Source organism: Tsukamurella soli (genome assembly GCF_039541155.1).
GTDB classification, from domain to species: domain Bacteria; phylum Actinomycetota; class Actinomycetes; order Mycobacteriales; family Mycobacteriaceae; genus Tsukamurella; species Tsukamurella soli.
In genome coordinates this window covers 24,109-43,412 of the sequence record NZ_BAABFR010000006.1, presented here as the reverse complement: position 1 = coordinate 43,412, position 19,304 = coordinate 24,109, and the positions used below count along the sequence as shown (strand labels likewise).

Annotated in this window: 16 protein-coding genes; 11 read left to right on the top strand and 5 right to left on the bottom strand. The window is 69.7% G+C overall.

The features are described 5' to 3' along the window. Positions 1 to 54 precede the first annotated feature (54 nt). Complete coding sequence (glgX, locus tag ABD908_RS03205) at positions 55 to 2,229, top strand: glycogen debranching protein GlgX (protein WP_344990752.1); 2,175 nt, start codon at positions 55 to 57, stop codon at positions 2,227 to 2,229. Positions 2,230 to 2,404: 175 nt separating this feature from the next. Here glgX and serB read toward each other — a convergent pair whose 3' ends face one another. Both serB and ctaD read right to left on the bottom strand, forming a co-directional pair. Next, a complete protein-coding gene (gene serB / locus ABD908_RS03200) occupies positions 2,405 to 3,628 on the bottom strand; it encodes a phosphoserine phosphatase SerB (RefSeq protein WP_385924074.1) in 1,224 nt (407 codons plus the stop codon). A gap of 159 nt (positions 3,629 to 3,787) precedes the next feature. Continuing rightward, complete coding sequence (gene ctaD, locus ABD908_RS03195; protein ID WP_344990746.1) at positions 3,788 to 5,509, bottom strand: aa3-type cytochrome oxidase subunit I; 1,722 nt, start codon at positions 5,507 to 5,509, stop codon at positions 3,788 to 3,790. 303 nt (positions 5,510 to 5,812) lie between these two features. Here ctaD and ABD908_RS03190 point away from each other — a divergent pair, with 303 nt between their 5' ends. The 5 genes from ABD908_RS03190 to ABD908_RS03170 all read left to right on the top strand — a co-directional run bounded on the left by ABD908_RS03190 (position 5,813) and on the right by ABD908_RS03170 (position 11,295). Next, complete coding sequence (locus tag ABD908_RS03190) at positions 5,813 to 6,778, top strand: TroA family protein (protein WP_344990743.1); 966 nt, start codon at positions 5,813 to 5,815, stop codon at positions 6,776 to 6,778. A gap of 241 nt (positions 6,779 to 7,019) precedes the next feature. Then, on the top strand, positions 7,020 to 8,006 hold the full coding sequence (locus ABD908_RS03185; RefSeq protein WP_344990871.1) for an AurF N-oxygenase family protein: 987 nt from the start codon (positions 7,020 to 7,022) through the stop codon (positions 8,004 to 8,006). Positions 8,007 to 8,096: 90 nt separating this feature from the next. Continuing rightward, the gene (locus ABD908_RS03180; RefSeq protein ID WP_344990740.1) at positions 8,097 to 9,632 is read left to right on the top strand and encodes an FAD-dependent oxidoreductase; all 1,536 of its coding nucleotides are present in this window, start codon (positions 8,097 to 8,099) and stop codon (positions 9,630 to 9,632) included. Between the two features lie 29 nt (positions 9,633 to 9,661). Further along, entirely contained in the window at positions 9,662 to 10,606 is a 945-nt protein-coding gene (gene ligD / locus ABD908_RS03175) for a non-homologous end-joining DNA ligase (RefSeq protein WP_344990737.1), read from the top strand. 197 nt (positions 10,607 to 10,803) lie between these two features. Continuing rightward, positions 10,804 to 11,295 carry a beta-class carbonic anhydrase gene (locus tag ABD908_RS03170; RefSeq protein WP_344990734.1) on the top strand — a complete coding sequence of 164 codons (492 nt, stop codon included), beginning with the start codon at positions 10,804 to 10,806 and terminating at the stop codon, positions 11,293 to 11,295. On the opposite strand, the gene nrdF is transcribed toward ABD908_RS03170, so the two are convergent. After that, positions 11,292 to 12,296: a class 1b ribonucleoside-diphosphate reductase subunit beta gene (gene nrdF / locus ABD908_RS03165; protein ID WP_344990731.1), complete on the bottom strand. Its 1,005-nt coding sequence runs from the start codon at positions 12,294 to 12,296 to the stop codon at positions 11,292 to 11,294. The two genes, ABD908_RS03170 and nrdF, sit on opposite strands and share 4 nt — an antisense overlap. Positions 12,297 to 12,424: 128 nt before the next feature. Then, positions 12,425 to 13,174, bottom strand: coding sequence for a maleylpyruvate isomerase family mycothiol-dependent enzyme (locus ABD908_RS03160; RefSeq protein WP_344990728.1), 750 nt, complete (start codon positions 13,172 to 13,174; stop codon positions 12,425 to 12,427). 38 nt (positions 13,175 to 13,212) lie between these two features. On the opposite strand from ABD908_RS03160, the gene ABD908_RS03155 reads away from it, so the two are divergent. Together ABD908_RS03155 and ABD908_RS03150 are read left to right on the top strand one after the other, a co-directional pair. Then, on the top strand, positions 13,213 to 13,839 hold the full coding sequence (locus ABD908_RS03155) for an LON peptidase substrate-binding domain-containing protein (protein WP_344990725.1): 627 nt from the start codon (positions 13,213 to 13,215) through the stop codon (positions 13,837 to 13,839). A 29-nt stretch (positions 13,840 to 13,868) separates the two neighbouring features. Next, positions 13,869 to 14,786, top strand: coding sequence for a uridine phosphorylase (locus ABD908_RS03150; RefSeq protein ID WP_344990722.1), 918 nt, complete (start codon positions 13,869 to 13,871; stop codon positions 14,784 to 14,786). A gap of 48 nt (positions 14,787 to 14,834) precedes the next feature. On the opposite strand, the gene ABD908_RS03145 is transcribed toward ABD908_RS03150, so the two are convergent. Further along, positions 14,835 to 15,734 (bottom strand): DUF5995 family protein, encoded by a 900-nt coding sequence (locus ABD908_RS03145; protein WP_344990719.1) that lies wholly within the window; start codon positions 15,732 to 15,734, stop codon positions 14,835 to 14,837. Between the two features lie 192 nt (positions 15,735 to 15,926). Here ABD908_RS03145 and ABD908_RS03140 point away from each other — a divergent pair, with 192 nt between their 5' ends. The 3 genes from ABD908_RS03140 to ABD908_RS03130 are packed head-to-tail and all read left to right on the top strand — an operon-like array spanning position 15,927 to position 19,298. Then, positions 15,927 to 16,922, top strand: coding sequence for a zinc-dependent alcohol dehydrogenase (locus ABD908_RS03140; RefSeq protein WP_344990716.1), 996 nt, complete (start codon positions 15,927 to 15,929; stop codon positions 16,920 to 16,922). A 34-nt stretch (positions 16,923 to 16,956) separates the two neighbouring features. After that, positions 16,957 to 18,300 (top strand): MFS transporter, encoded by a 1,344-nt coding sequence (locus ABD908_RS03135; protein ID WP_344990713.1) that lies wholly within the window; start codon positions 16,957 to 16,959, stop codon positions 18,298 to 18,300. Further along, positions 18,300 to 19,298, top strand: a complete 999-nt coding sequence (locus tag ABD908_RS03130) for a dihydroxyacetone kinase subunit DhaK (protein WP_344990710.1) — start codon at positions 18,300 to 18,302, stop codon at positions 19,296 to 19,298. Before ABD908_RS03135 ends, ABD908_RS03130 begins: the two co-directional genes overlap by 1 nt. Positions 19,299 to 19,304: the final 6 nt, after the last annotated feature.

Below are 19,304 nucleotides of genomic sequence, written 5' to 3'. Positions count from 1 at the left end.
CCAGGTGTCCGGCCCGCCGCACACCACGCGGCCCGGGAAGGCAGGATTAGGCACGTGTCCATCGACGAGAGCATTGCGACGCAGACGACGGCCAGCCGCGGATCGGCGGCGCCGCTCGGTGCCACACCCCGACCGGGCGGGGTGAACTTCGCGGTGCACGCCCCACGCGCGACCACGGTGTGGGTCTGCATCATCGACGATCCCGACGGGGAGGATCCCCGCGGCGCTGTCGAACGGCGAATCCCGTTGCCCTCGCTGACTTCCGGGATCCACCACGGCTTCGTGGCCGGGCTCGCGGCCGGCACCCGCTACTGCCTGCGCGCCGACGGACCGTGGGAACCGCGCCACGGCCTCCGATTCAACCCCTACAAGGCACTGATCGACCCCTACGCGCGGCGGATCGAGGGCCGGCAGGGCGACGCCGAGGCGCTGCTGCCGTACGCCGACGGCGACGCGTTCGGCGAGCCGTCGACGGTGGACTCGCTCGGCCACGTGCCGCTCTCGGTGGTCGCGGCCGGGCCCGAGGCGCCGCCCGAGCCCGGACCGGGTGTGCCGTGGGAGCGCACCGTCGTCTACGAGCTGCACGTCGGCAGCTTCACCGCGCGCCACCCCGGCGTACCGCCCGAGCATCGCGGCACCTACCTGGGGCTGGCCGCCGAGCCGGTGCTCGCCCACCTGCACCGGATCGGTGTGACCGCCGTCGAGTTGCTGCCGGTGCAGGCGTGCCTCACCGAGCCGGGCGTGCGCGCCCGGGGTATGCGCAACCACTGGGGCTACTCGACGGGCGCATATCTCGCCCCCGATCCCCGGTTCGCCGCCCGGCCGGGCGCCGAGATCGACGAGTTCGCGGCGATGGTGTCCGCGCTGCACTCGGCGGGCATCGAGGTGCTGATGGACGTCGTGTACAACCACACCGCCGAGTCGGGGGTCGACGGCCCGTCGCTGTCGCTGCGCGGCCTCGACGCCCCCGGCTACTACCTGCTCGACGGCGACGGTCGGGACATCGACTACACCGGCTGCGGCAACACGGTGGACTGTGCGTCACCCGCGGCGGTGCGCCTGGTGCTCGACAGCCTGCGCCACTGGGCGACCGAGTTCGCGGTGGACGGCTTCCGCTTCGACCTCGCGAGCGTGCTGGGCCGGGGCCGCATGGTGACCGGCACGCAGGGGCCCGTGATCCCGTTCGATCGCCGCGCGCCGCTGCTGTCGGCGATCGCCGCCGACCCCGTCCTGGGCGCGCGCAAGCTGATCGCCGAGCCGTGGGACGCCACCGGCGAGGGGTACCAGGTGGGCGGCTTCGGCGTCGCGTGGTCCGAGTGGAACGACCGCTACCGCGACACCGTCCGCGGCTTCTGGTCCGGGGCGGCGACCATCGGGGACCTCGCTTCCCGGGTCTCGGGCAGCCAGGACCTGTTCCAGCTGTCGGGACGGTCGCCGTTCGCGTCCGTCAACTTCGTCACCGCGCACGACGGGTTCACCGCCCGGGACGCCGTGAGCTACCTGCGCAAACACAACGAGGCCAACGGCGAACGCGGCCGCGACGGCACCGACAACAACCGCTCCGTCAACCACGGCTTCGAGGGCCGCACCACCGACCCCGTCATCGTCGGCGCGCGGCAGCGGCACGTGCGGGGCATGCTGGCCACGCTGCTGCTGTCCACGGGCACGCCCATGCTGCTGGCCGGTGACGAGCTGTATCACACGCAGTTCGGCAACAACAACGCCTACTGCGTACCCGAGGACGCCTCCGCCGCCGACGCCTTCGCGATCGACTGGGACAGCGCCGACGCCGCCCTCACGACCTTCGTCGCGCGCCTGACGGCGGTGCGGCGCAACGCGCCGGTGCTGCGGCAGCACGAGTTCTTCGACGGGCGGCTCACGGCCGACAACGAGCCCGACCTCGCCTGGTTCGACGCGGACGGCGGGGAGGTCCCACCCGACGAGTGGCAGGCCGGCGCGCAGGTGACGCTGCAGGCGTGGGTCGACGGCAGCGACGTCCGCTCCCCCAGCCACGACCCCGGCGTACCCGACGGGAACGCCCTCGTCGTCTGGCACTCGGGCGGGCCCGCCACCGTGGTACTCGGCGCGCCGGAGCAGTGCACCCACGGCTGGGAGCTGGTGCTGGATTCCGCGCAACCGACGGGCGCGCCCGCCGGCCCCACCACGTACGCCGCCCGCGCGACCATCGAGTTGGACGGTCCGACGGTGCTGGTGTTCCGCGAGCCCTGAGCGCGGCGCGGCGCAGCCTGCACGTTCAGCCGCTCACCAGCGGTGCGTCGGCTGACCGAATGTCCGGACGCTCACCGCAGGGTCTCGTAGGTCGGACCGTCGGTAAGCATCGGCACTGCTGGTAGGCGGCTGCACCGTCGGTAGGCGACCGACCCGGCCCTCGATCCGAGCTTCGCTAGTCGATCGGCACCCGCCGCAGGTGTCCGTCCTCGGCGTCGGCGGCCTCGATCTCGTCGCGGGTGATGCCGAGGAAGAACAGCACGGCGTCCAGATAGGGGTACGAGAGCGCCGCATCCGCGACCTCGCGCAACGCGGGTTTGGCGTTGAAGGCGATGCCCAGCCCGGCGGTCGAGAGCATGTCGATGTCGTTGGCACCGTCGCCGACCGCCACCGTCAGCTCCAGCGGGACAGCGGCGGCGGCGGCGAACTCACGCAGTGCACGGGCCTTGGCGGCCCGGTCGACCACGTCGCCCACGACGTGGCCCGTAAGGCGGCCGTCGGCCACCTCGAGCCGGTTGGCCCGCACGAAGTCGAGCTCGAGCTCGGCCGCAAGCGGCTCGATCACCGCGGTGAAGCCGCCGGACACGACACCGCAGCGGTAGCCGAGGCGCTTGAGCGTGCGGATCGTGGTGCGCGCCCCGGGGGTCAGCTGGAGATTCGCGGCCACCTCGTCGATGACGGTGGCGGGCAGCCCGGCCAGCGCCGCGACCCGGCGGTGCAGTGATTCGGTGAAGTCGATCTCGCCCCGCATCGCGGCCGCAGTGACAGCGGCGACCTCGGCCTCCCGGCCGGCGTGCGCGGCCAGCATCTCGATCACCTCGCCCTGCACCAGGGTGGAGTCGACGTCGAACACGACGAGCCGCTTCGAGCGGCGCGCGATGCCGGCCCGGCCGACGGCGATGTCGACGCCCTGCGCCTTGCCGACGGCGGCGAGCTCGGACCGGAGCCGAGAGTCGTCGGCGGCGCCGTCGGCCGGGACGGTGACCAGCAGCTCCAGGCCGGTCACGGGGTAGTCGGCGATGCCGGCGATCGACTCGATGTTCACCCTGCCCGCGGCCAGCGCGGACGCGACGGCCGACAGCGCGCGGGCGGTGATGGGCGCGCCGAGCACGACAACGGCGTGGGTCGGCGCCGCCGGCCGGGTCGGCGGCTCGGCGGTGATCTCGACGGCCACGTTCATCCCGACCGAGGTCATGGCCTGCTCGACCAGCTCCTGCACGTGCTCGGGGTCGCCGTGCGCGTCGGCGAGCACGCCGAGGGTCAACTGGCCGCGGATCACGACCTGCTCGACGTCGAGGATGCTGAGGTCGTTCTTCGCCAGGACGCCGAACAGGACCGAGCTGACGCCCGGGCGGTCGTCACCGGTCACGGTGATCAGGATCGTTGCCACGGGGCACAAGCCTAAGCGGGCTGCGGGCACCGGGTGCACGCGCCCCGCCAGCGTCGCTGCCCCATGCCAGGGCTGCGGCGCGAAGCCGCAGCGCGGCTCCGGAGAACGCCGACAGCGGCGCCTCCCGGGTGGGAGACGCCGCCGTCGACGGGGTCTGTCGCGGGTGCGCTAGTGCTTCGCACCCTCGGGCTTGTTATGGCCCGGCCCGACGTGCAACTCGTCGCGCATCCGCTCGATCATGTGCGGATAGTGCAGCTCGAACGCGGGGCGCTCGGAGCGGATGCGGGGCAGCTCGGTGAAGTTGTGGCGCGGCGGCGGGCAGCTGGTGGCCCACTCGAGGCTGTTGCCGAAGCCCCACGGGTCGTCGACCGTGACGACCTCGCCGAACCGGTAGCTGCGGAAGACGTTCCAGATGAACGGCAGCGTCGAGGCGCCGAGGATGAACGCGCCGACCGTCGAGATCCGGTTGAGGTCGGTGAAGCCGTCCGATGCGAGGTAGTCGGCGTAGCGACGGGGCATGCCCATCGCGCCCAACCAGTGCTGCACGAGGAACGTCATGTGGAAGCCGACGAACGTCAGCCAGAAGTGCCACTTGCCGAGCTTCTCGTCCATCATGCGGCCGGTCATCTTGGGGAACCAGAAATAGATACCGGCGTAGGTGGCGAACACGATGGTGCCGAACAGCACGTAGTGGAAGTGCGCGACCACGAAGTAGGTGTCAGACACCGCGAAGTCGATCGGGGGCGAGGCCAGGAGCACGCCGGTGAGGCCACCGAAGAGGAACGTCACGATGAAGCCGATGGAGAACAGCATCGGTGTCTCGAACGTTATGTGACCTCGCCACATGGTGCCGATCCAGTTGAAGAACTTCACACCCGTGGGCACGGCTATCAGGAATGTCATGAAGCTGAAGAACGGCAGCAGGACCGCGCCCGTGGCGTACATGTGATGCGCCCACACCGCGACCGAGAGCGCCGCGATGCCCAGGGTGGCGTACACCAGGCCGTTGTAGCCGAAGACGGGCTTACGGCTGAACACCGGGAAGATCTCGGACACGATCCCGAAGAACGGTAGCGCGATGATGTACACCTCTGGATGACCGAAGAACCAGAAGAGGTGCTGCCACAAGATCACGCCGCCGTTGGCCGGGTCGTATATGTGGGCACCGAACGCGCGGTCGACCTCCAGCCCCATCAGGGCGGCGGTCAGCAGCGGGAAGGCCAGCAGGATCAGGATCGAGGTCACCAGGATGTTCCAGGTGAAGATCGGCATCCGGAACATCGTCATACCGGGGGCCCGCATGCAGATCACGGTGGTCACCATGTTGACAGCGCCGAGGATGGTGCCGAGACCACCGACACCCAGGCCGAGGATCCACAGGTCGGCGCCCGGGCCGGGCGAGTGCAGTGCGTCGGTGAGCGGCGTGTACGCCGTCCAGCCGAAGTCGGCGGCACCACCCGGGGTGATGAAGCCGGAGATCGCGATGCACGCGCCGAACACGAACAGCCAGTAGCCGAAGGCGTTGAGACGCGGGAACGCGACGTCGGGGGCACCGATCTGCAGGGGCAGCACGAAGTTCGCGAAGCCGATCACGATCGGGGTCGCGTACAGCAGCAGCATCACGGTGCCGTGCATCGTGAACAGCTGATTGAACTGCTCCGTCGAGAGGAACTGCAGGCCCGGCTCGGCGAGCTCGGCGCGCATGAGCAGCGCCATAAGGCCGCCGATCAGGAAGAAGCCGAAGCACGTGACGATGTACATGATGCCCAGCGTCTTGTGATCGGTCGTCGTGACCAGCTTGTAGATGAACGACCCCTTGGGCCCCGTCCGCTGCGGGTACGGACGCTCGGCAGTCAACTGGACTGCCGGACGATTCGCTTGCGCGGTCACTGATTCCTCCTGCCGTGTGGCCGGTCGGCCTGCCGTCGACGACGCGCAGGCCAGTGGCCCGTTCTCCAACCCTCAGGTCTGAAGCGAACGATCCGCTCCTGGATGAGGATAAACCCTCGACCCGACAGATGTCCGCGTGGTCCTACGTTGCGTCGTAATCACTTGCGGCTTCCGTCGGAGACATCGTGTGCCACTCCCGTCGGCGACACTGTGCGAACCCCGACATCGACCGTGACTGCTAGCGTGACCCATCGGCCGCAGGGGCAGTGCAGGTGAGTGGGTCGGGCAGTGAGGAGTCGGGTCGTGGGTAGTCACACCGAGGCAGCGCGCGGCCGCCTCTGGACGGCGACGGCGGCACTGGCGACCGCGGCCACGGTGGCGGCGACGGTGACCGCATGTGGCGGCGACGCACCGATCGAGCGCCCGATGTCGTCCGTCGTGACCACGACGACGCGCATCGCCTCCGCCGACATCATCGGCCTGGACCGTGACCCCGATGCCGCGTGCGCGGCCCCCACCCACTCGACCGCGGCGCCCGCCCGGATCATCGTGGCCGACCCGGACCTGCTCGATGCACTGTGCGCGCTGGGCCTGCAGGAGCGCGTCGTCGCGGTCGCGGGCGCGTCACCGTCGTACCTGGGGTCGAAGCTGGCCGCCGTACCGCAGACCACGGGCCCGGCGCGGCCGACCGATCTCGTCCTCGGCACCGCCGGGAGCCGGGCTTGGAACACCCGGCTGGGCCACGCGACCGTGGTGGCCTCCCCGACCGCCGACTGGCGCGTGTCGCTGACCGCGGTGGCCGACGCCGTCCACCTGCCCGCGCAGGGCCGCGCGGTGCTCACCTCCTACGACCAGTCGGTCACGTCCACCGCGACGTCGATCGACGCCGCACACAACACGGTGTCGCTGGTCCGCTTCGACGCCGACTCCAAGGCCTATGCAGAGGGCACCGCCCCGCTGTGCGCGCACGTGCTCGCCGACCTCGGGGTGCTCCGCCCCGCCGCGCAGAACACCCCCACGCCCGTCCGGCTGGCGGGGGACGACTTCTCGGCCGCCGACGGTGACCTCATATACGCGAGCTACGAGGGAACCGCCGGCCAGGCGTACGGAGCGGCGGTCATGGAGTCGAAGCCGTGGCTGGACCTGCGCGCCGTGAGCGCCAAGCGTCAACTCCTGGTGGACGACTCGGTCTGGTACTCGGCGGGCGGTCCGATCGCGGCCGGCGACGTGCTGCACGACGTCTCGGAGAGCATCCGGTCGAGCTCGTAGCCGGCCGCCGCCGTGAGACGTCTCACAGCCGACTCGAACTTACTCAGCAGTCACGTCGGCGACATAAACCTTCCTTCGTGCTTGTTTCTAGTGATAGGCTGACGGCAATTGAATCTCACGCAGCGGCCCTACCTGCACAGAAGATCGACATCGGGGACGCGGCGAGACCACACAGATTGCACGCACGAGAGGAAAGTCTCTGATGGCTCTCATGAACATCACCAAGCGGCCGCTGACCCACATGGGGCGGATGCGCGGGCGGTCGTTCCCCGGCCAGCACGAGTACGAGCAGACCCTGTACGACCTCTCCGAGGCGTCGGTGCACCGCAACTTCGACCCCTACATCGACATCGACTGGGACTCCCCCGAGCTGGCCGTCGTCCCGGACGACGCGCGCTGGGTGTGTAACGACCGCTTCGACCCGATCGGGCGCAACGAGTGGTACCAGGCACAGCCGCTGGAGAAGCAGATCGCCATCGGGATGTGGCGCCAGGCGAACGTGGCCAAGGTCGGGCTCCAGTTCGAGTCGATCCTGATCCGCGGCATCATGCAGTACACCGCAGCCCAGCCGAACGACTCCATCGAGTTCCGCTACGCGACCCACGAGGCCAAGGAGGAGTGCAACCACACCCTCATGTTCCAGGAGTTCGTCAACCGGACGGGCATGGACGTCCCCGGCGGTCCGTGGTGGTTCCGCCGCCTGTCCCCGATCATCCCGCTGTTCTCCACCATCGCGCCGTTGATCTTCTACATGGGCGTGCTGGCCGGCGAGGAGCCGATCGACCACCTGCAGAAGCAGTTCCTGCGCTCGGGCGACACGCAGCACCCCGCCATGACCCGGATCATGCAGATCCACGTCGCCGAGGAGGCGCGACACATCTCCTTCGCGCACCAGCTGCTCGAGCGCCGCATCCCCACCCGCGGCAAGTTCCCGCAGTTCCTGCTGTCGCTGGCCATGCCGATCGTCATGCGCGTCCTGCTGGGCGCGATCATGGTCCCGCCGCGCGAGTTCTGGGAGACCTTCGACATCCCCCGGTCGGTCAAGAAGGACATCTTCTGGCGCTCCCCCGAGTCCAAGGCGGCCCGGGTGGAGACCTTCGGCGACGTTCGGATGCTGGCCGAGCGTTGCGACCTGATGAACCCCTTCTCGCGGGTACTCTGGCGGGTGCTCGGCATCTCGGGCCGCAGCTCGCGGTTCCGCAGTGAGCCGTCCTACTCGGCGCAATAGGTCAGCCCGCTCGACACGTCCTTCGTCCCGGCCCGGCCGGACCCGCATCGGCGGGGCCGACCGGGCCGAGTGCTATCACTGGAAGAGCCCATGCCTCACGTCATCACACAGTCCTGTTGCAGCGATGCGTCCTGCACGTTCGCCTGCCCGGTCAACTGCATCCACCCGACGCCGGACGAGCCCGGCTTCGCCACGGCGGAGATGCTCTACGTCGACCCGACCTCGTGCGTCGATTGCGGTGCGTGCGTGACCGCGTGCCCCGTCGAGGCGATCGGCCCGGCACACCGCCTCCCCGAGGAGCACCGGGTCTACATCGAGATCAACCGGGTGCTGTCCGCGGCCGACCCCGCCAACGCAGAGCTCACGAACCCCGATCCCGGCAGCCGCTCCCGGCCGCCGATGGCGCACGCCGTGCCGCCCAAGCGGCTGCGGGTGGCCGACGGTGACGAGGTGAGCGTCGGCATCGTCGGATCCGGCCCGGCCGCGATGTACGCCGCGGACGAGCTGCTGCGCTACGGCAACGTCACCGTCGACGTCTACGAGAAGCTGTCGGTGCCCTACGGCCTCGCCCGCTTCGGCGTCGCCCCGGACCACACGCGCACCCGTAAGGTGGCCGAGCTGTTCGACGTGGTCTCGAAGGACCCGCGCTTCCGGCTCCACCTGAACACCGCGGTGGGCACCGACGTCACCGTCGAGCAGCTGCGCGAGCGGCACGACGCGGTGCTGGTCGCGGCCGGCGCCAGTGCGGACCGCAAGATGGGGATCCCCGGCGAGGATCTGCCCGGCGTCGGCAGCGCCACCGACTTCGTGGCCTGGTACAACGGGCGCCCCGACCATTCCGGCGACGAGTTCGACCTGTCCCACAAGCGCGTCGTGATCGTCGGCAACGGCAATGTCGCGCTCGATGCCGCGCGGATCCTCACCGCCAGCCGGGACGAGTTGGTCGGCAAGGACATGTCGCAGTCCGCCCTGGCCCGGCTCCGCGAGTCGGAGGTCGAGGAGGTGGTGATCGTGGCCCGCCGCGGCCCCGAGTACTCCGCCTTCACGCTGCCCGAGATCCTCGGGCTGACGGAGGAGCGCACCGTCACCGTCGAACCCGACCCAGAGGTGGCCGAGTCGCTGGCCGCCGGGTCCGACTCCCCACTCACGTCCCACAAGCTGACGCTGCTCGAGTCGCTGCCCACCACACCGCAGTCGGCGGGTCCCGGCCCGGCGGTCCGCCTGCGCTACCTCACCACCCCCGTGGCGATCGACGCCGACGGTGACGGGCTGGTCCTGCGCGCCCGGCACACGACCACCGGCGAGGACATCGAGATCCCGACCGGGCTGGTGCTGACCTCGGTCGGCTACAAGGGCCGGCCGGTGCCGGGCCTGCCGTTCGACGAGCAGCGCGGGGTGCTGCCCAACAAGAGCGGGCGGGTGGTGGGCGACGACGGTGCGCCACTGCCCGGCGTGTACGTGACCGGCTGGATCAAGCGCGGCCCGAACGGCTTCATCGGCACCAACAAGACCGACTCGCAGGAGACCGTGGCGGCGATCGCCGCCGACGTGGCGCTGGGGATCGTGCGCTCGCGTCCCGCGCCGGCGCATCGCGGCGGCCGGCTCGCCCGACTGTTGCGGGGCTGATCGGCCGCGCCGCGGATTAGGCTCGGCGCATGGGAGCCGAACACGGCGAGCCGGTCGAACTCACGGTGGGCACTCGTACGGTGCGGGTGAGCAGCCCCGAGCGGGTGTACTTCCCCGCGGTCGGCGCGACGAAGCTCGACGTGGCGCGCTATTACGAGGCCGTGGGCGACGGGATCGTGCGAGCGCTCCGCGAGCGCCCGACGATGCTGCACCGCTACCCGAAGGGCGTCACCGGGCCCAAGGTGCACCAGAAGCGGATCCCCGCGGGCGCGCCGGACTGGCTGGAGACGGTCGAGATCTACTTCCCGCGGTACGGGCGCACCGCCGACGAGGTGGTGGTGACCGAGCTCGCGACGGTGATCTGGGCGGCGCAGATGTCCACCGTGGAGTTCCACCCGTGGAACTCGCGGCGGGCCGACACCGAGCGCCCGGACGAGTGGCGGATCGACCTCGACCCGATGCCGGACTGCCCGTGGACCCGCGTGCAGCAGGTGGCCCAGGTCAGCCGAGAGGTATTGGTGGACCTGGGGATCCGCGGTTTCCCGAAGACCTCGGGTGGCGACGGGCTGCACGTGTACGTGCGGATAGAGCCGCGCTGGGGGTTCGGCGAGGTGCGCCGTGCCGCTCTCGCCTTCGCGCGCGAGGTGCAGCGGCGCGCGCCCGACGACGTGACGACGGCGTGGTGGCGCAAGGACCGCGACCCGTCGGCCGTGTTCGTGGACTTCAACCAGAACACCCGCGACCACACCATCGCGTGCGCCTACTCGCTGCGCGGTACCGAGCAGGCCACCGTGTCGGCGCCGTTGGCGTGGGACGAGGTGCCCGACGCCCACCCGCTGGACTTCACTATCTTGACTGTGCCGCAACGGTTCTCGGAGATCGGCGACCCGGCGGCCGCGATCGACGACGTGTACTACTCACTCGAGGAGTTGCTGGAGTGGGCCGACCGGGACGGGTTACCGGCCGCCGATTAGCGCACCGCCAGCCCACGCCGGTTCGAGCCGGACGGCTCCGCAAATCGACTCCGGTACCGTAGCGAGGGCTCTATGCGAGCCCGCGCCGGTGTCCGGGTCGTTCTGCAGAGCAGCCGCGCAGCGGGGATCGGCGAACCCATCGGATCAGCACGAGCCGAACCGTGTGCCGACGTGGCGGCGCAGCACACCATGAACCCATGACCGTCACCGACGAACTGCTCGCCAACAACGCCGCATACGCCACACACTTCCGAGGCCCGCTCCCCCTGCCGCCGTCCAAGCACGTCGCCGTGCTCGCGTGCATGGACGCCCGCCTCGACGTCTACCGCGTGCTGGGCCTGAACGAAGGTGAGGCACACGTGATCCGCAATGCGGGTGGCGTGGTCACCGAGGACGAGATCCGGTCGCTCGCGATCAGCCAGCGGCTGCTCGGCACCACCGAGATCATCCTCATCCATCACACCGACTGCGGCATGCTGACGTTCACCGACGACGCCTTCAAGGCCGACATCCTCGCAGACACCGGCGTGAAGCCGGCCTGGGCCGCGGAGGCCTTCGACGATATCGAGGCCGACGTGCGCCAGTCACTCCGCCGGATCGAGTCGAGCCGCTTCATCACCGCGACCACGTCGCTGCGCGGCTTCGTCTTCGACGTCGCGACGGGTCGGCTGAGCGAGGTGACCGCCTAGAAGTCCCAGTCCTCGTCCTCGGTGTTGACGGCCTTGCCGATCACGTAGCTCGAGCCCGAGCCCGAGAAGAAGTCGTGGTTCTCGTCGGCGTTCGGAGACAGCGCCGACAGGATCGCAGGGTTCACATCGGTCTCGTCCTTGGGGAACATCGCCTCGTAGCCCAGGTTCATCAGGGCCTTGTTGGCGTTGTACCGCAGGAACTTCTTGACGTCCTCGGACAGACCGACCTCGTCGTACAGTGCCTCGGTGTAGTCGGTCTCGTTGTCGTACAGCTCGAACAGCAGCTCGAAGGTGTAGTCCTTGAGCTCCTGGCGGCGCTGCGCCGGCTGGGTCTCGAGACCGCGCTGGTACTTGTAGCCGATGTAGTAGCCGTGCACCGCCTCGTCGCGGATGATCAGGCGGATCATGTCGGCGGTGTTGGTCAGCTTGGCGCGGCTGGACCAGTACATCGGCAGGTAGAAGCCGCTGTAGAAGAGGAACGACTCGAGCAGCGTCGAAGCCACCTTGCGCTTGAGCGGGTCGTCGCCGCGGTAGTAGTCCATGACGATCCGCGCCTTGCGCTGTAGGTGCTCGTTCTCCTCCGACCAGCGGAAGGCGTCGTCGATCTCGCGGGTGCTGCATAGGGTCGAGAAGATCGAGCTGTAGCTCTTGGCGTGTACGGACTCCATGAACGCGATGTTGGTGAGCACCGCCTCCTCGTGCGCCGTGGTCGCGTCGGGGATCAGGCTGACGGCACCCACCGTGCCCTGGATCGTGTCCAGCAGCGTCAGGCCGGTGAAGACCCGCATCGTCAGCTGCTTCTCGTAGCCGGTGAGCGTGCCCCACGACGGGATGTCGTTGGACACCGGCACCTTCTCCGGCAGCCAGAAGTTGCCGGTGAGCCGATCCCAGACCTCCGCGTCCTTCTCGTCCGGGACGCGATTCCAGTTGATCGCCGAGACCCGGCTGACCAGCTTGATCGGCGCGCCGTCGGCCGGGCTGTGGGCGGTGGATTCGGTCATGACACCTCGATCTGAAGCAAGACGAATTCGGCCTCACCGACACTACCCGTTGGGGCACCGCATCCCGCTAACCCCAGGATGTGGTGTCGAGCGCGTGTTGGGCGTGTCGCCGTCGCGTGTCGCCGCGCCTACGTGACGCGGATCGCCTCGATCAGGGCCTCCGGGACCTCCGCGTCGCCGTGCACCGCGAGCGCGGCGAGCGGCACCCGCCGCCACACCGCGAGCACCAGATCGGAGGCGGTTCCGCGGACCGCGGCGTCGCCCTTCGCGTGTCCCCGCGACACGGCGATCCCGTCCCGATGCAGCTCGAACAGCCATTCCGCGTCCGGGACATCGGTGCCGTGCAGGTGGACCGTGCGCCCGATCACCTCGTCCGGCAGTCCGGCGCTGCGCGCGAGGAAGCGGGGCACGAACACCTGTGTCCACTCCTCCACGCCGTCGACGGCGAGCGCGGCCGGCACCGGAGCGGCGCCGGCAGGGGTGGCGTTCTGCAGGTCCCATCGGTGCACGGCCGCCTCATGGGCCTGGCGCCGGAACCAGAACGCGGCGGTGGTCCGCCCGGCGAACCCCCGCGCGGGCGCGTCGGGGTCCTGCGCCCGCAGCGTCGCCAGCAGTTCGTCGAGGCGCGCGCGGTACCAGCCGGTGACGGCGGCACCGTCGGGCACGTCCGAGGCGTCCATCGCGAACCGCTCCCGCGAATCGGGTCCGGCGGCGATGAACGTTGCGGCCCAACGGTGTACCGCGCCCAGGTGGACGATCAGGTCGCGCACCGTCCAACCCGGGGTGGTGGGGACATCCAGCTCGAGGTGGTCGGGATCGGTGGCGGCGACCAGCGCGCCGTCGGCCTCGAGGGAGGCCAGCCACTCCTGCGGGGTCATGCCCGCGAGCGTAGTCGCGATGCGGCATGCTGGAGGCGATGACCGAACTGCCGATGTTTCCGCTGGGTGCCACGCTGCTACCCGGGGAGTCGCTGCCGCTGCGGGTGTTCGAGCCGCGGTATCAGGCACTGGTACAACGATGCCTCGCGACCGACCGGCGGTTCGGCGTGGTGCTGATCGAGCGCGGCAGCGAGGTCGGCGGCGGCGACGTCCGCAGCGATGTGGGCACCGTCGCCGAGATCGTCGATCACGCCGCCACCGGGGCGGGCCGTTACTCCCTGGAGTGCCGCGGCGTGGCCCGGATCCGCATCGCCGCTTGGCTTCCCGACGACCCGTATCCCCGGGCCGACGTCGAGCCCTGGCCGGACGCCGGCGTCGACGGTGACTGGCGCGCCGCGCGCGACGGTGTGATCGAGGCCCGCGAGCGGCTCCTCGACCTGTGGCGTGAACTCGCGAAGCGCGCCGGCCGGCGGGCGACGCCGCCGCCACCGCTCGCGCTGCCCGACGACCCGTCGGAGTGTTCCTTCACCCTCGCCACCGCGCTGCCCCTGTCCGAGGCCGACCGCTATCGCGCACTCGGCGCAGCGGGTCCGGTCGAGCGCGCGGGGGTGCTGACGGACGCCGCGGAGGACGTCGCCGCCGCCCTCCGATTCCGCCTGCAGTAGCGCCATCCGACCAGTCGCGGGAGACCGCCTTGAAGGACGAGAAGTTGAAAGACGAGAACATCAACCACGCATTCCTCGACGGAGTGCTCGACGGCAGCCACGAGGATGTCTACTACCACTTCGGCGTGGCGTCCTCGGACCCGATCCTGCGCGGTCTCCGCGACGTGCAGGCCATCGTCACGGCCGGTTCCGCGGGACGCATCGTGGAGTTCGCCGACCGGTGGAGCCGGCTCAACGGCGGGTCGGAGATCGTGGCGTTCCCGAAGGAGGACCGGTTCGTCACGCGCTACACCGCGGGGGTGCTGTTCGCGTCCCACGGGATGGGGATGCCCAGCGCATCGATCGCGTTCCAGGAGCTCATGCGCATGCTGTTCCTCCTCAAGCGCGGCGATCTCGACGCGATGGACGAGGTGTTCTGGTGTCGCGTCGGCACCAGTGGTGGCGTGGGGCTGCCCGCCGGCACCGTCGTGGTGTCCTCCGAGGGGTTGATGGCGGACCTGAAGCCGTATCGACTGCTGCGCGGCGGCGACGGCGAGTACTGGTTCGACGGGCACTTCCCCACCGCCACGTCCGACGCGATCATCGCCGCCAATGCGGGCATCGACGGCCTCAGCGTCGTGTCCGGCAGGACCGTCGCAGGCAACGACTTCTTCCTCGAGCAGTTCCGGCTCGACGGTGCCGTATGCCTCGAGACGGCGGAGACCAAGAACGCGTGGCTCGCGTGGCTCGACGCGAACGGAGTCCGCAACATCGAGATGGAGGGGGCGATGATCGCCGGATACCTCAACCACTGGGGCTTTCCCCGGTTCGCGATGATCTGCTGCACTCTGCTGAACCGCCTCGAGGGCGATCAGGTGACGGCCACCTCGGAGCAGCTCGACAAGTTCAGTGCGGACTCGGGCGTGGCGCTGTTCAACTACCTCCGGGCACACCTGCTCGGCGCGTGACGGGTCGGCGGCCCGGCACTGCGGACGCCGCCCGGTGGAAGGCCGCGGTCAGCCCGCAGCGGGTGTACCGAGGCCGCCGAGGCCGCTGAGGACATCGAACGCGACTTCGCCCGTCCGCCAGAGGGCGAGGATCTCGTCGTCCACGGCGGGATGCGCTCCGGGCTGCTCCAGCGCGAGCCCGTTCGCGAATGTCAGGGTGTTATACCCGTCGTCGGCCGCACGCAGGAGGAGGTTCGACGCGACCCCCGCACCCACCACCCGGTCGAGTCCACGCCCGAAGAAGTAGAACTGCCACAGACCCCACAGGTCGGCGCCGTAGATCCGTCGACTCCGCGCCGGGATCACGTCTCCGTTCTCGGCGATCGTGTCGACGATCCGATAGAAGTCGTGGGCGTCGGTGGGTCGGCTTCCGGCATCTGCGACGGTGTAGGCGAGGTCGGCGGTGATATGCGCGTTGTAGCCGGCCATCGCGACCCGGCCGGGGGGCAGATCGCATCTGGTCGCGAGAGTGAAGTAGTTCGCCCACCACGGCGGCACCGGTCGGCCGGTCCACTCCGCATGAACCACCCGCAGCCAGCGCGATACCAAGCCGATCGACAGGGTCTTCGCGTACCGCGGGGAGTCCAGATCGTGCTCGTCGTGCTGGACCGGTGTGATGGCGTCGGCGATCACCCCGTCCAGCCCGACGGCGAACAGACCGCGCCAGTCACGGTGCCGCGCAAGGATATTCGCGATATCGCGTTGTCGCGCGGTCAGATCGTCCAATGTCGCGAACGTGGGCGCCGACGATGTGCCGCGCAGGTCCGACCGCGCGATGATCCGCTGGTCCTCCGCGCTCGACAGCGGCGAACCGCAGAACCTCGAGCCGGCCGCATACGCGGGCGACGCGTAGACCGCGACGACGGTCGCGACAGCGGCGGTGATCGCTCCGATCCGCCGCGTGATCATGGACGGAGCGTACGCGCGCCGGACCGGAGAGGGCGGGTTCTCGACCAGGCCGGTCAGGGGCGATCGCTCCACTTTGTACGTACAGTACGTATGGGGTAGACCATACGTACAAATTCTTGTAAGCTGTGTCACAGCGCTTCGGGAGATGTTCGACGGTCGAGCACATGGTCGGGTGCAGGAGTGAGGGGCGCGATGCGCGCTGTAGTGCTGGACGGCAGGGGCGGTCACGAGTTGGTCGACATCGCCAGGCCGTCCGCGTCGGCCGGCGAGCTGGTGATCGCACCCGGCGCCGTCGGCGTGTGCGGGACCGACCTGCATCTCGTCGTCGGCGACTACCCGCACGGTCGATTCCCGGTCGTCCCGGGCCACGAGTTCGCGGGGCGCATCGTCGAGGTCGGCGACGGGGTGACCGACTTCTCGGTGGGCCAGACGGTGGCGGTCGACCCGAACGTGTCCTGCGGCGAATGTATCGACTGCACCACCGGCGCCCCGAACCTGTGCGATCACATCGTGCCGGTCGGAGTCGAGTCGGACGGCGCGTGCGCCCAGTTCGTCAGCGTCCCGAGCACGATCACCTACCCGGTACCGGAGGGGATGAGCGACGCGGCAGCGGCGTTGATCGAGCCGCTCGCCTGCGTGCTGCACGCGCTGGATCGGTCACCGTCGCTCACCGGCAAGCGGATCGCGGTCTACGGCGCGGGGTCGATCGGCCTGATGACCGTGATCGTCGCCCGCGAGCAGGGTGCCGCCGAGATCCACGTGGTCGAACCGAGCCCGGCACGACGGGCGGCCGCCCTCGATCTCGGGGCCGACAGCGCGGTGGACCCGGCGACCGGCGTCGACGCCCGCAGCGTCGACATCGCCATCGAGGCCAGCGGACATCCGTCCGCGGTCTCCGCAGCGATCGACGCCCTCGACAAGCGCGGCACGCTCCTGCAGATGGGGGTCGTCAGCTCGGAACAGACCATCCCGTTACGCCCTTACGACCTGTTCGACAGGGAGCTGACCTTCGTCGGCTCCCAGTCGTTGGCGAACTCGTTCCCCGCCGCGGTCGAGATGATGCCACGCATCGCCGACACCGCCGAGCGACTCGTCACGCACACCTTCTCGCTCGCGGAGTTCGGCGAGGCCATCGCGGCCGCGCACAGCGACTCCGCCCTCAAAGTCCACCTCCTCCCCAACGCCTGACCCCCTCCCCAACGCCTGAAACGGACCACCCACAGTGACCACCAACATCTCCTCCGGCGGGCGCTTCGCGGCCCTCGTCGAGCGCATCGGCATCCCGCCCGCGCTGTTCTTCGGTTTCGTCGGCCTGCTGTTCTTCATGATCGGCGACGGTGTCGAATCCGGGTACATCTCCCCGTATCTCACCCACAACGGCGCGGGCACCGAATCCCGCGCCGCGATCATCATCAGCGTCTACGGCCTGCTCGTGACCCTCGGCTCGTGGCTGTCGGGAGCACTCTCGGAGACCTGGGGTCCCCGACGGGTGATGTGGATCGGCCTCGGGATCTGGGCGACGTTCGAGATCCTGTTCCTCGCCGTCGCATTGAACTCGCACAGCTACGTGCTGATCCTGGTCACCTACGGCCTCCGGGGCCTCGGTTACCCGTTGTTCGCCTACGGATTCCTGGTCTGGGTGCTAGCCGCCAGTCCCGCGCGCCGGCTCGGCTCCGCGGTCGGGTGGTTCTACTTCGCGTTCACCGGTGGACTGCCGACGCTGGGTTCCCTGCTCGCCAGCGGTACCCAGCCGGTCATCGGCGAGTACGCCACCTTCTGGGTGTCGTTGTGCGTCGTCATCGCCGGTGGCCTGCTGGCCATCACCGGGTTGCGCGCCGCGCCGGGCGGTGCCCGGCTGGCAGCGCCCACCACGACCACCCGCGGTAGCCTGTTCGCGAGCATCGCGATCGCCTTCCAGCGCCCGCGGGTCGGTATCGGTTGCATCATCCGGATCATCAACACCGCACCGCAGTTCGGGTTCCTGGTGTTCCTCCCCACGGTGTTCTCCGACGACCTGCACTACGGCACCAGCGGATGGCTGCGGCTGGTGTTCCTCATCGGATTCTCGAACATCTTCGCGAACCTGTTCTTCGGTGTGATCAGCGACAAGATCGGGTGGCATCGCACCCTGCGGGTGTTCGGCTGCCTCGGCTGCGCCGTGACCAGCGCGATGTTCTACTTCCTGCCGCAGACGGTCCATGCGTACTGGATCGCGGCCCTGTGCGCCTGCCTCTACGGAATCACCCTGGCCGGATTCACGCCGATCTCGGTCCTGATGTCCCTCATCGCGCCGGAGAACAAGGGCAACGCGATCGCCGTCCTCAACCTGGGCGCCGGCGCTGCGACGTTCGTCGGCCCGCTGATCGTGGCGATCTTCCTCGACCTGATCGGCGCCGGCGGTGTGACCCTGATCTTCACCGCGCTCTATGTGGTGGCCGCGGTGTGCGTCCGGTGGCTCACACTGCCTCCCGAATCGCAGGAGATCGTCGAGAAGGGCTTGAGCCTCAACGACATCGACGTGGCGACCCACCACGTCCGCGACGCTGCGACCGAAAGCGGTAAGTGATGCGTCGGCAGATCGTCAACGACCCCACCGACGTCGTCGACGAGGCGCTGGAGGGGCTCGCGCTGAGCAACCCCACCCTGGTCGAGTACCGGCGGGAGCACTCGCTCGTGACCCGCGCGGTCCCGGCCCGCGGCAAGGTCGGCCTCGTCTCCGGCGGCGGCTCGGGACACGAGCCCCTGCACGCGGGGCTGGTCGGGCTGGGGATGCTCGACGTCGCCGTCGCCGGCGCCGTCTTCGCCAGCCCCACCGCTCTCCAGGTGCACGAAGGCACCCTCGCGGCGGACAGCGGGCGCGGAGTGATCCAGATCGTCAAGAACTACACCGGAGACGTCCTCAACTTCACGATCGCGGGCGAGCTCGCGGAGGATCATGCCGTCCAGACCGAGATGGTGCTGGTCGACGACGATCTGGCGACGGACTCGGGCGACGAGGGCGGCCCGGGACGCCGCGGCACGGCCGCCACCGTCGCGGTGGAGAAGATCGCCGGTGCGTGCGCCGAGGCCGGCGGCGACCTCGCCGCGGTCGCCGGCGTCGCTCGACGGGTGGCGCGGAACTCGCGCTCGATGAGCCTCGCGCTCGCTGCGGGCACGCATCCGGGGCAGACTCGTCCCGCATTCGACCTCGGCGACGACGAGATCGAGCTGGGCGTGGGCATCCACGGCGAGCGCGGAATCGCCAGAGTGCCGTTCGCCTCCGCCGACGCCCTGACCGCCGAGCTGGTCGAGCCGCTGATCTCGGCCCTGCAGCTGCATCGCGGGTCCGAGGTGATCGCGATCGTCAACGGCCTCGGAACCGCGTACCCCCTGGAGTTGAACATCGTCGCCCGGTCGGTGCACCGTCTACTCGCCGGCCGTGGGATCGCTGTGGCACGCACCCTGGCCGGGACGTATGTCTCGTCCTTGGACATGCACGGCTTCTCCGTCACACTGACCCCCGCCGACGCCGACCTGCTGCCCCTCTGGGACGCACCGGTCCGTACCCCGGCCCTGACCTGGTGAGGAACC

Excerpts from the sequence above, each read along its gene's own strand:
- ABD908_RS03145 (WP_344990719.1), bottom strand. The coding sequence starts at position 15,734 with ATGATCACGCGGCGGATCGGAGCGATCACCGCCGCTGTCGCGACCGTC.
- ABD908_RS03185 (WP_344990871.1), top strand. The coding sequence starts at position 7,020 with ATGGGGCGGATGCGCGGGCGGTCGTTCCCCGGCCAGCACGAGTACGAG.
- ABD908_RS03130 (WP_344990710.1), top strand. The coding sequence starts at position 18,300 with ATGCGTCGGCAGATCGTCAACGACCCCACCGACGTCGTCGACGAGGCG.
- ligD (WP_344990737.1), top strand. The coding sequence starts at position 9,662 with ATGGGAGCCGAACACGGCGAGCCGGTCGAACTCACGGTGGGCACTCGT.
- ABD908_RS03140 (WP_344990716.1), top strand. The coding sequence starts at position 15,927 with ATGCGCGCTGTAGTGCTGGACGGCAGGGGCGGTCACGAGTTGGTCGAC.
- ABD908_RS03180 (WP_344990740.1), top strand. The coding sequence starts at position 8,097 with ATGCCTCACGTCATCACACAGTCCTGTTGCAGCGATGCGTCCTGCACG.
- ABD908_RS03160 (WP_344990728.1), bottom strand. The coding sequence starts at position 13,174 with ATGACCCCGCAGGAGTGGCTGGCCTCCCTCGAGGCCGACGGCGCGCTG.
- ABD908_RS03170 (WP_344990734.1), top strand. The coding sequence starts at position 10,804 with ATGACCGTCACCGACGAACTGCTCGCCAACAACGCCGCATACGCCACA.
- nrdF (WP_344990731.1), bottom strand. The coding sequence starts at position 12,296 with ATGACCGAATCCACCGCCCACAGCCCGGCCGACGGCGCGCCGATCAAG.
- ABD908_RS03155 (WP_344990725.1), top strand. The coding sequence starts at position 13,213 with ATGACCGAACTGCCGATGTTTCCGCTGGGTGCCACGCTGCTACCCGGG.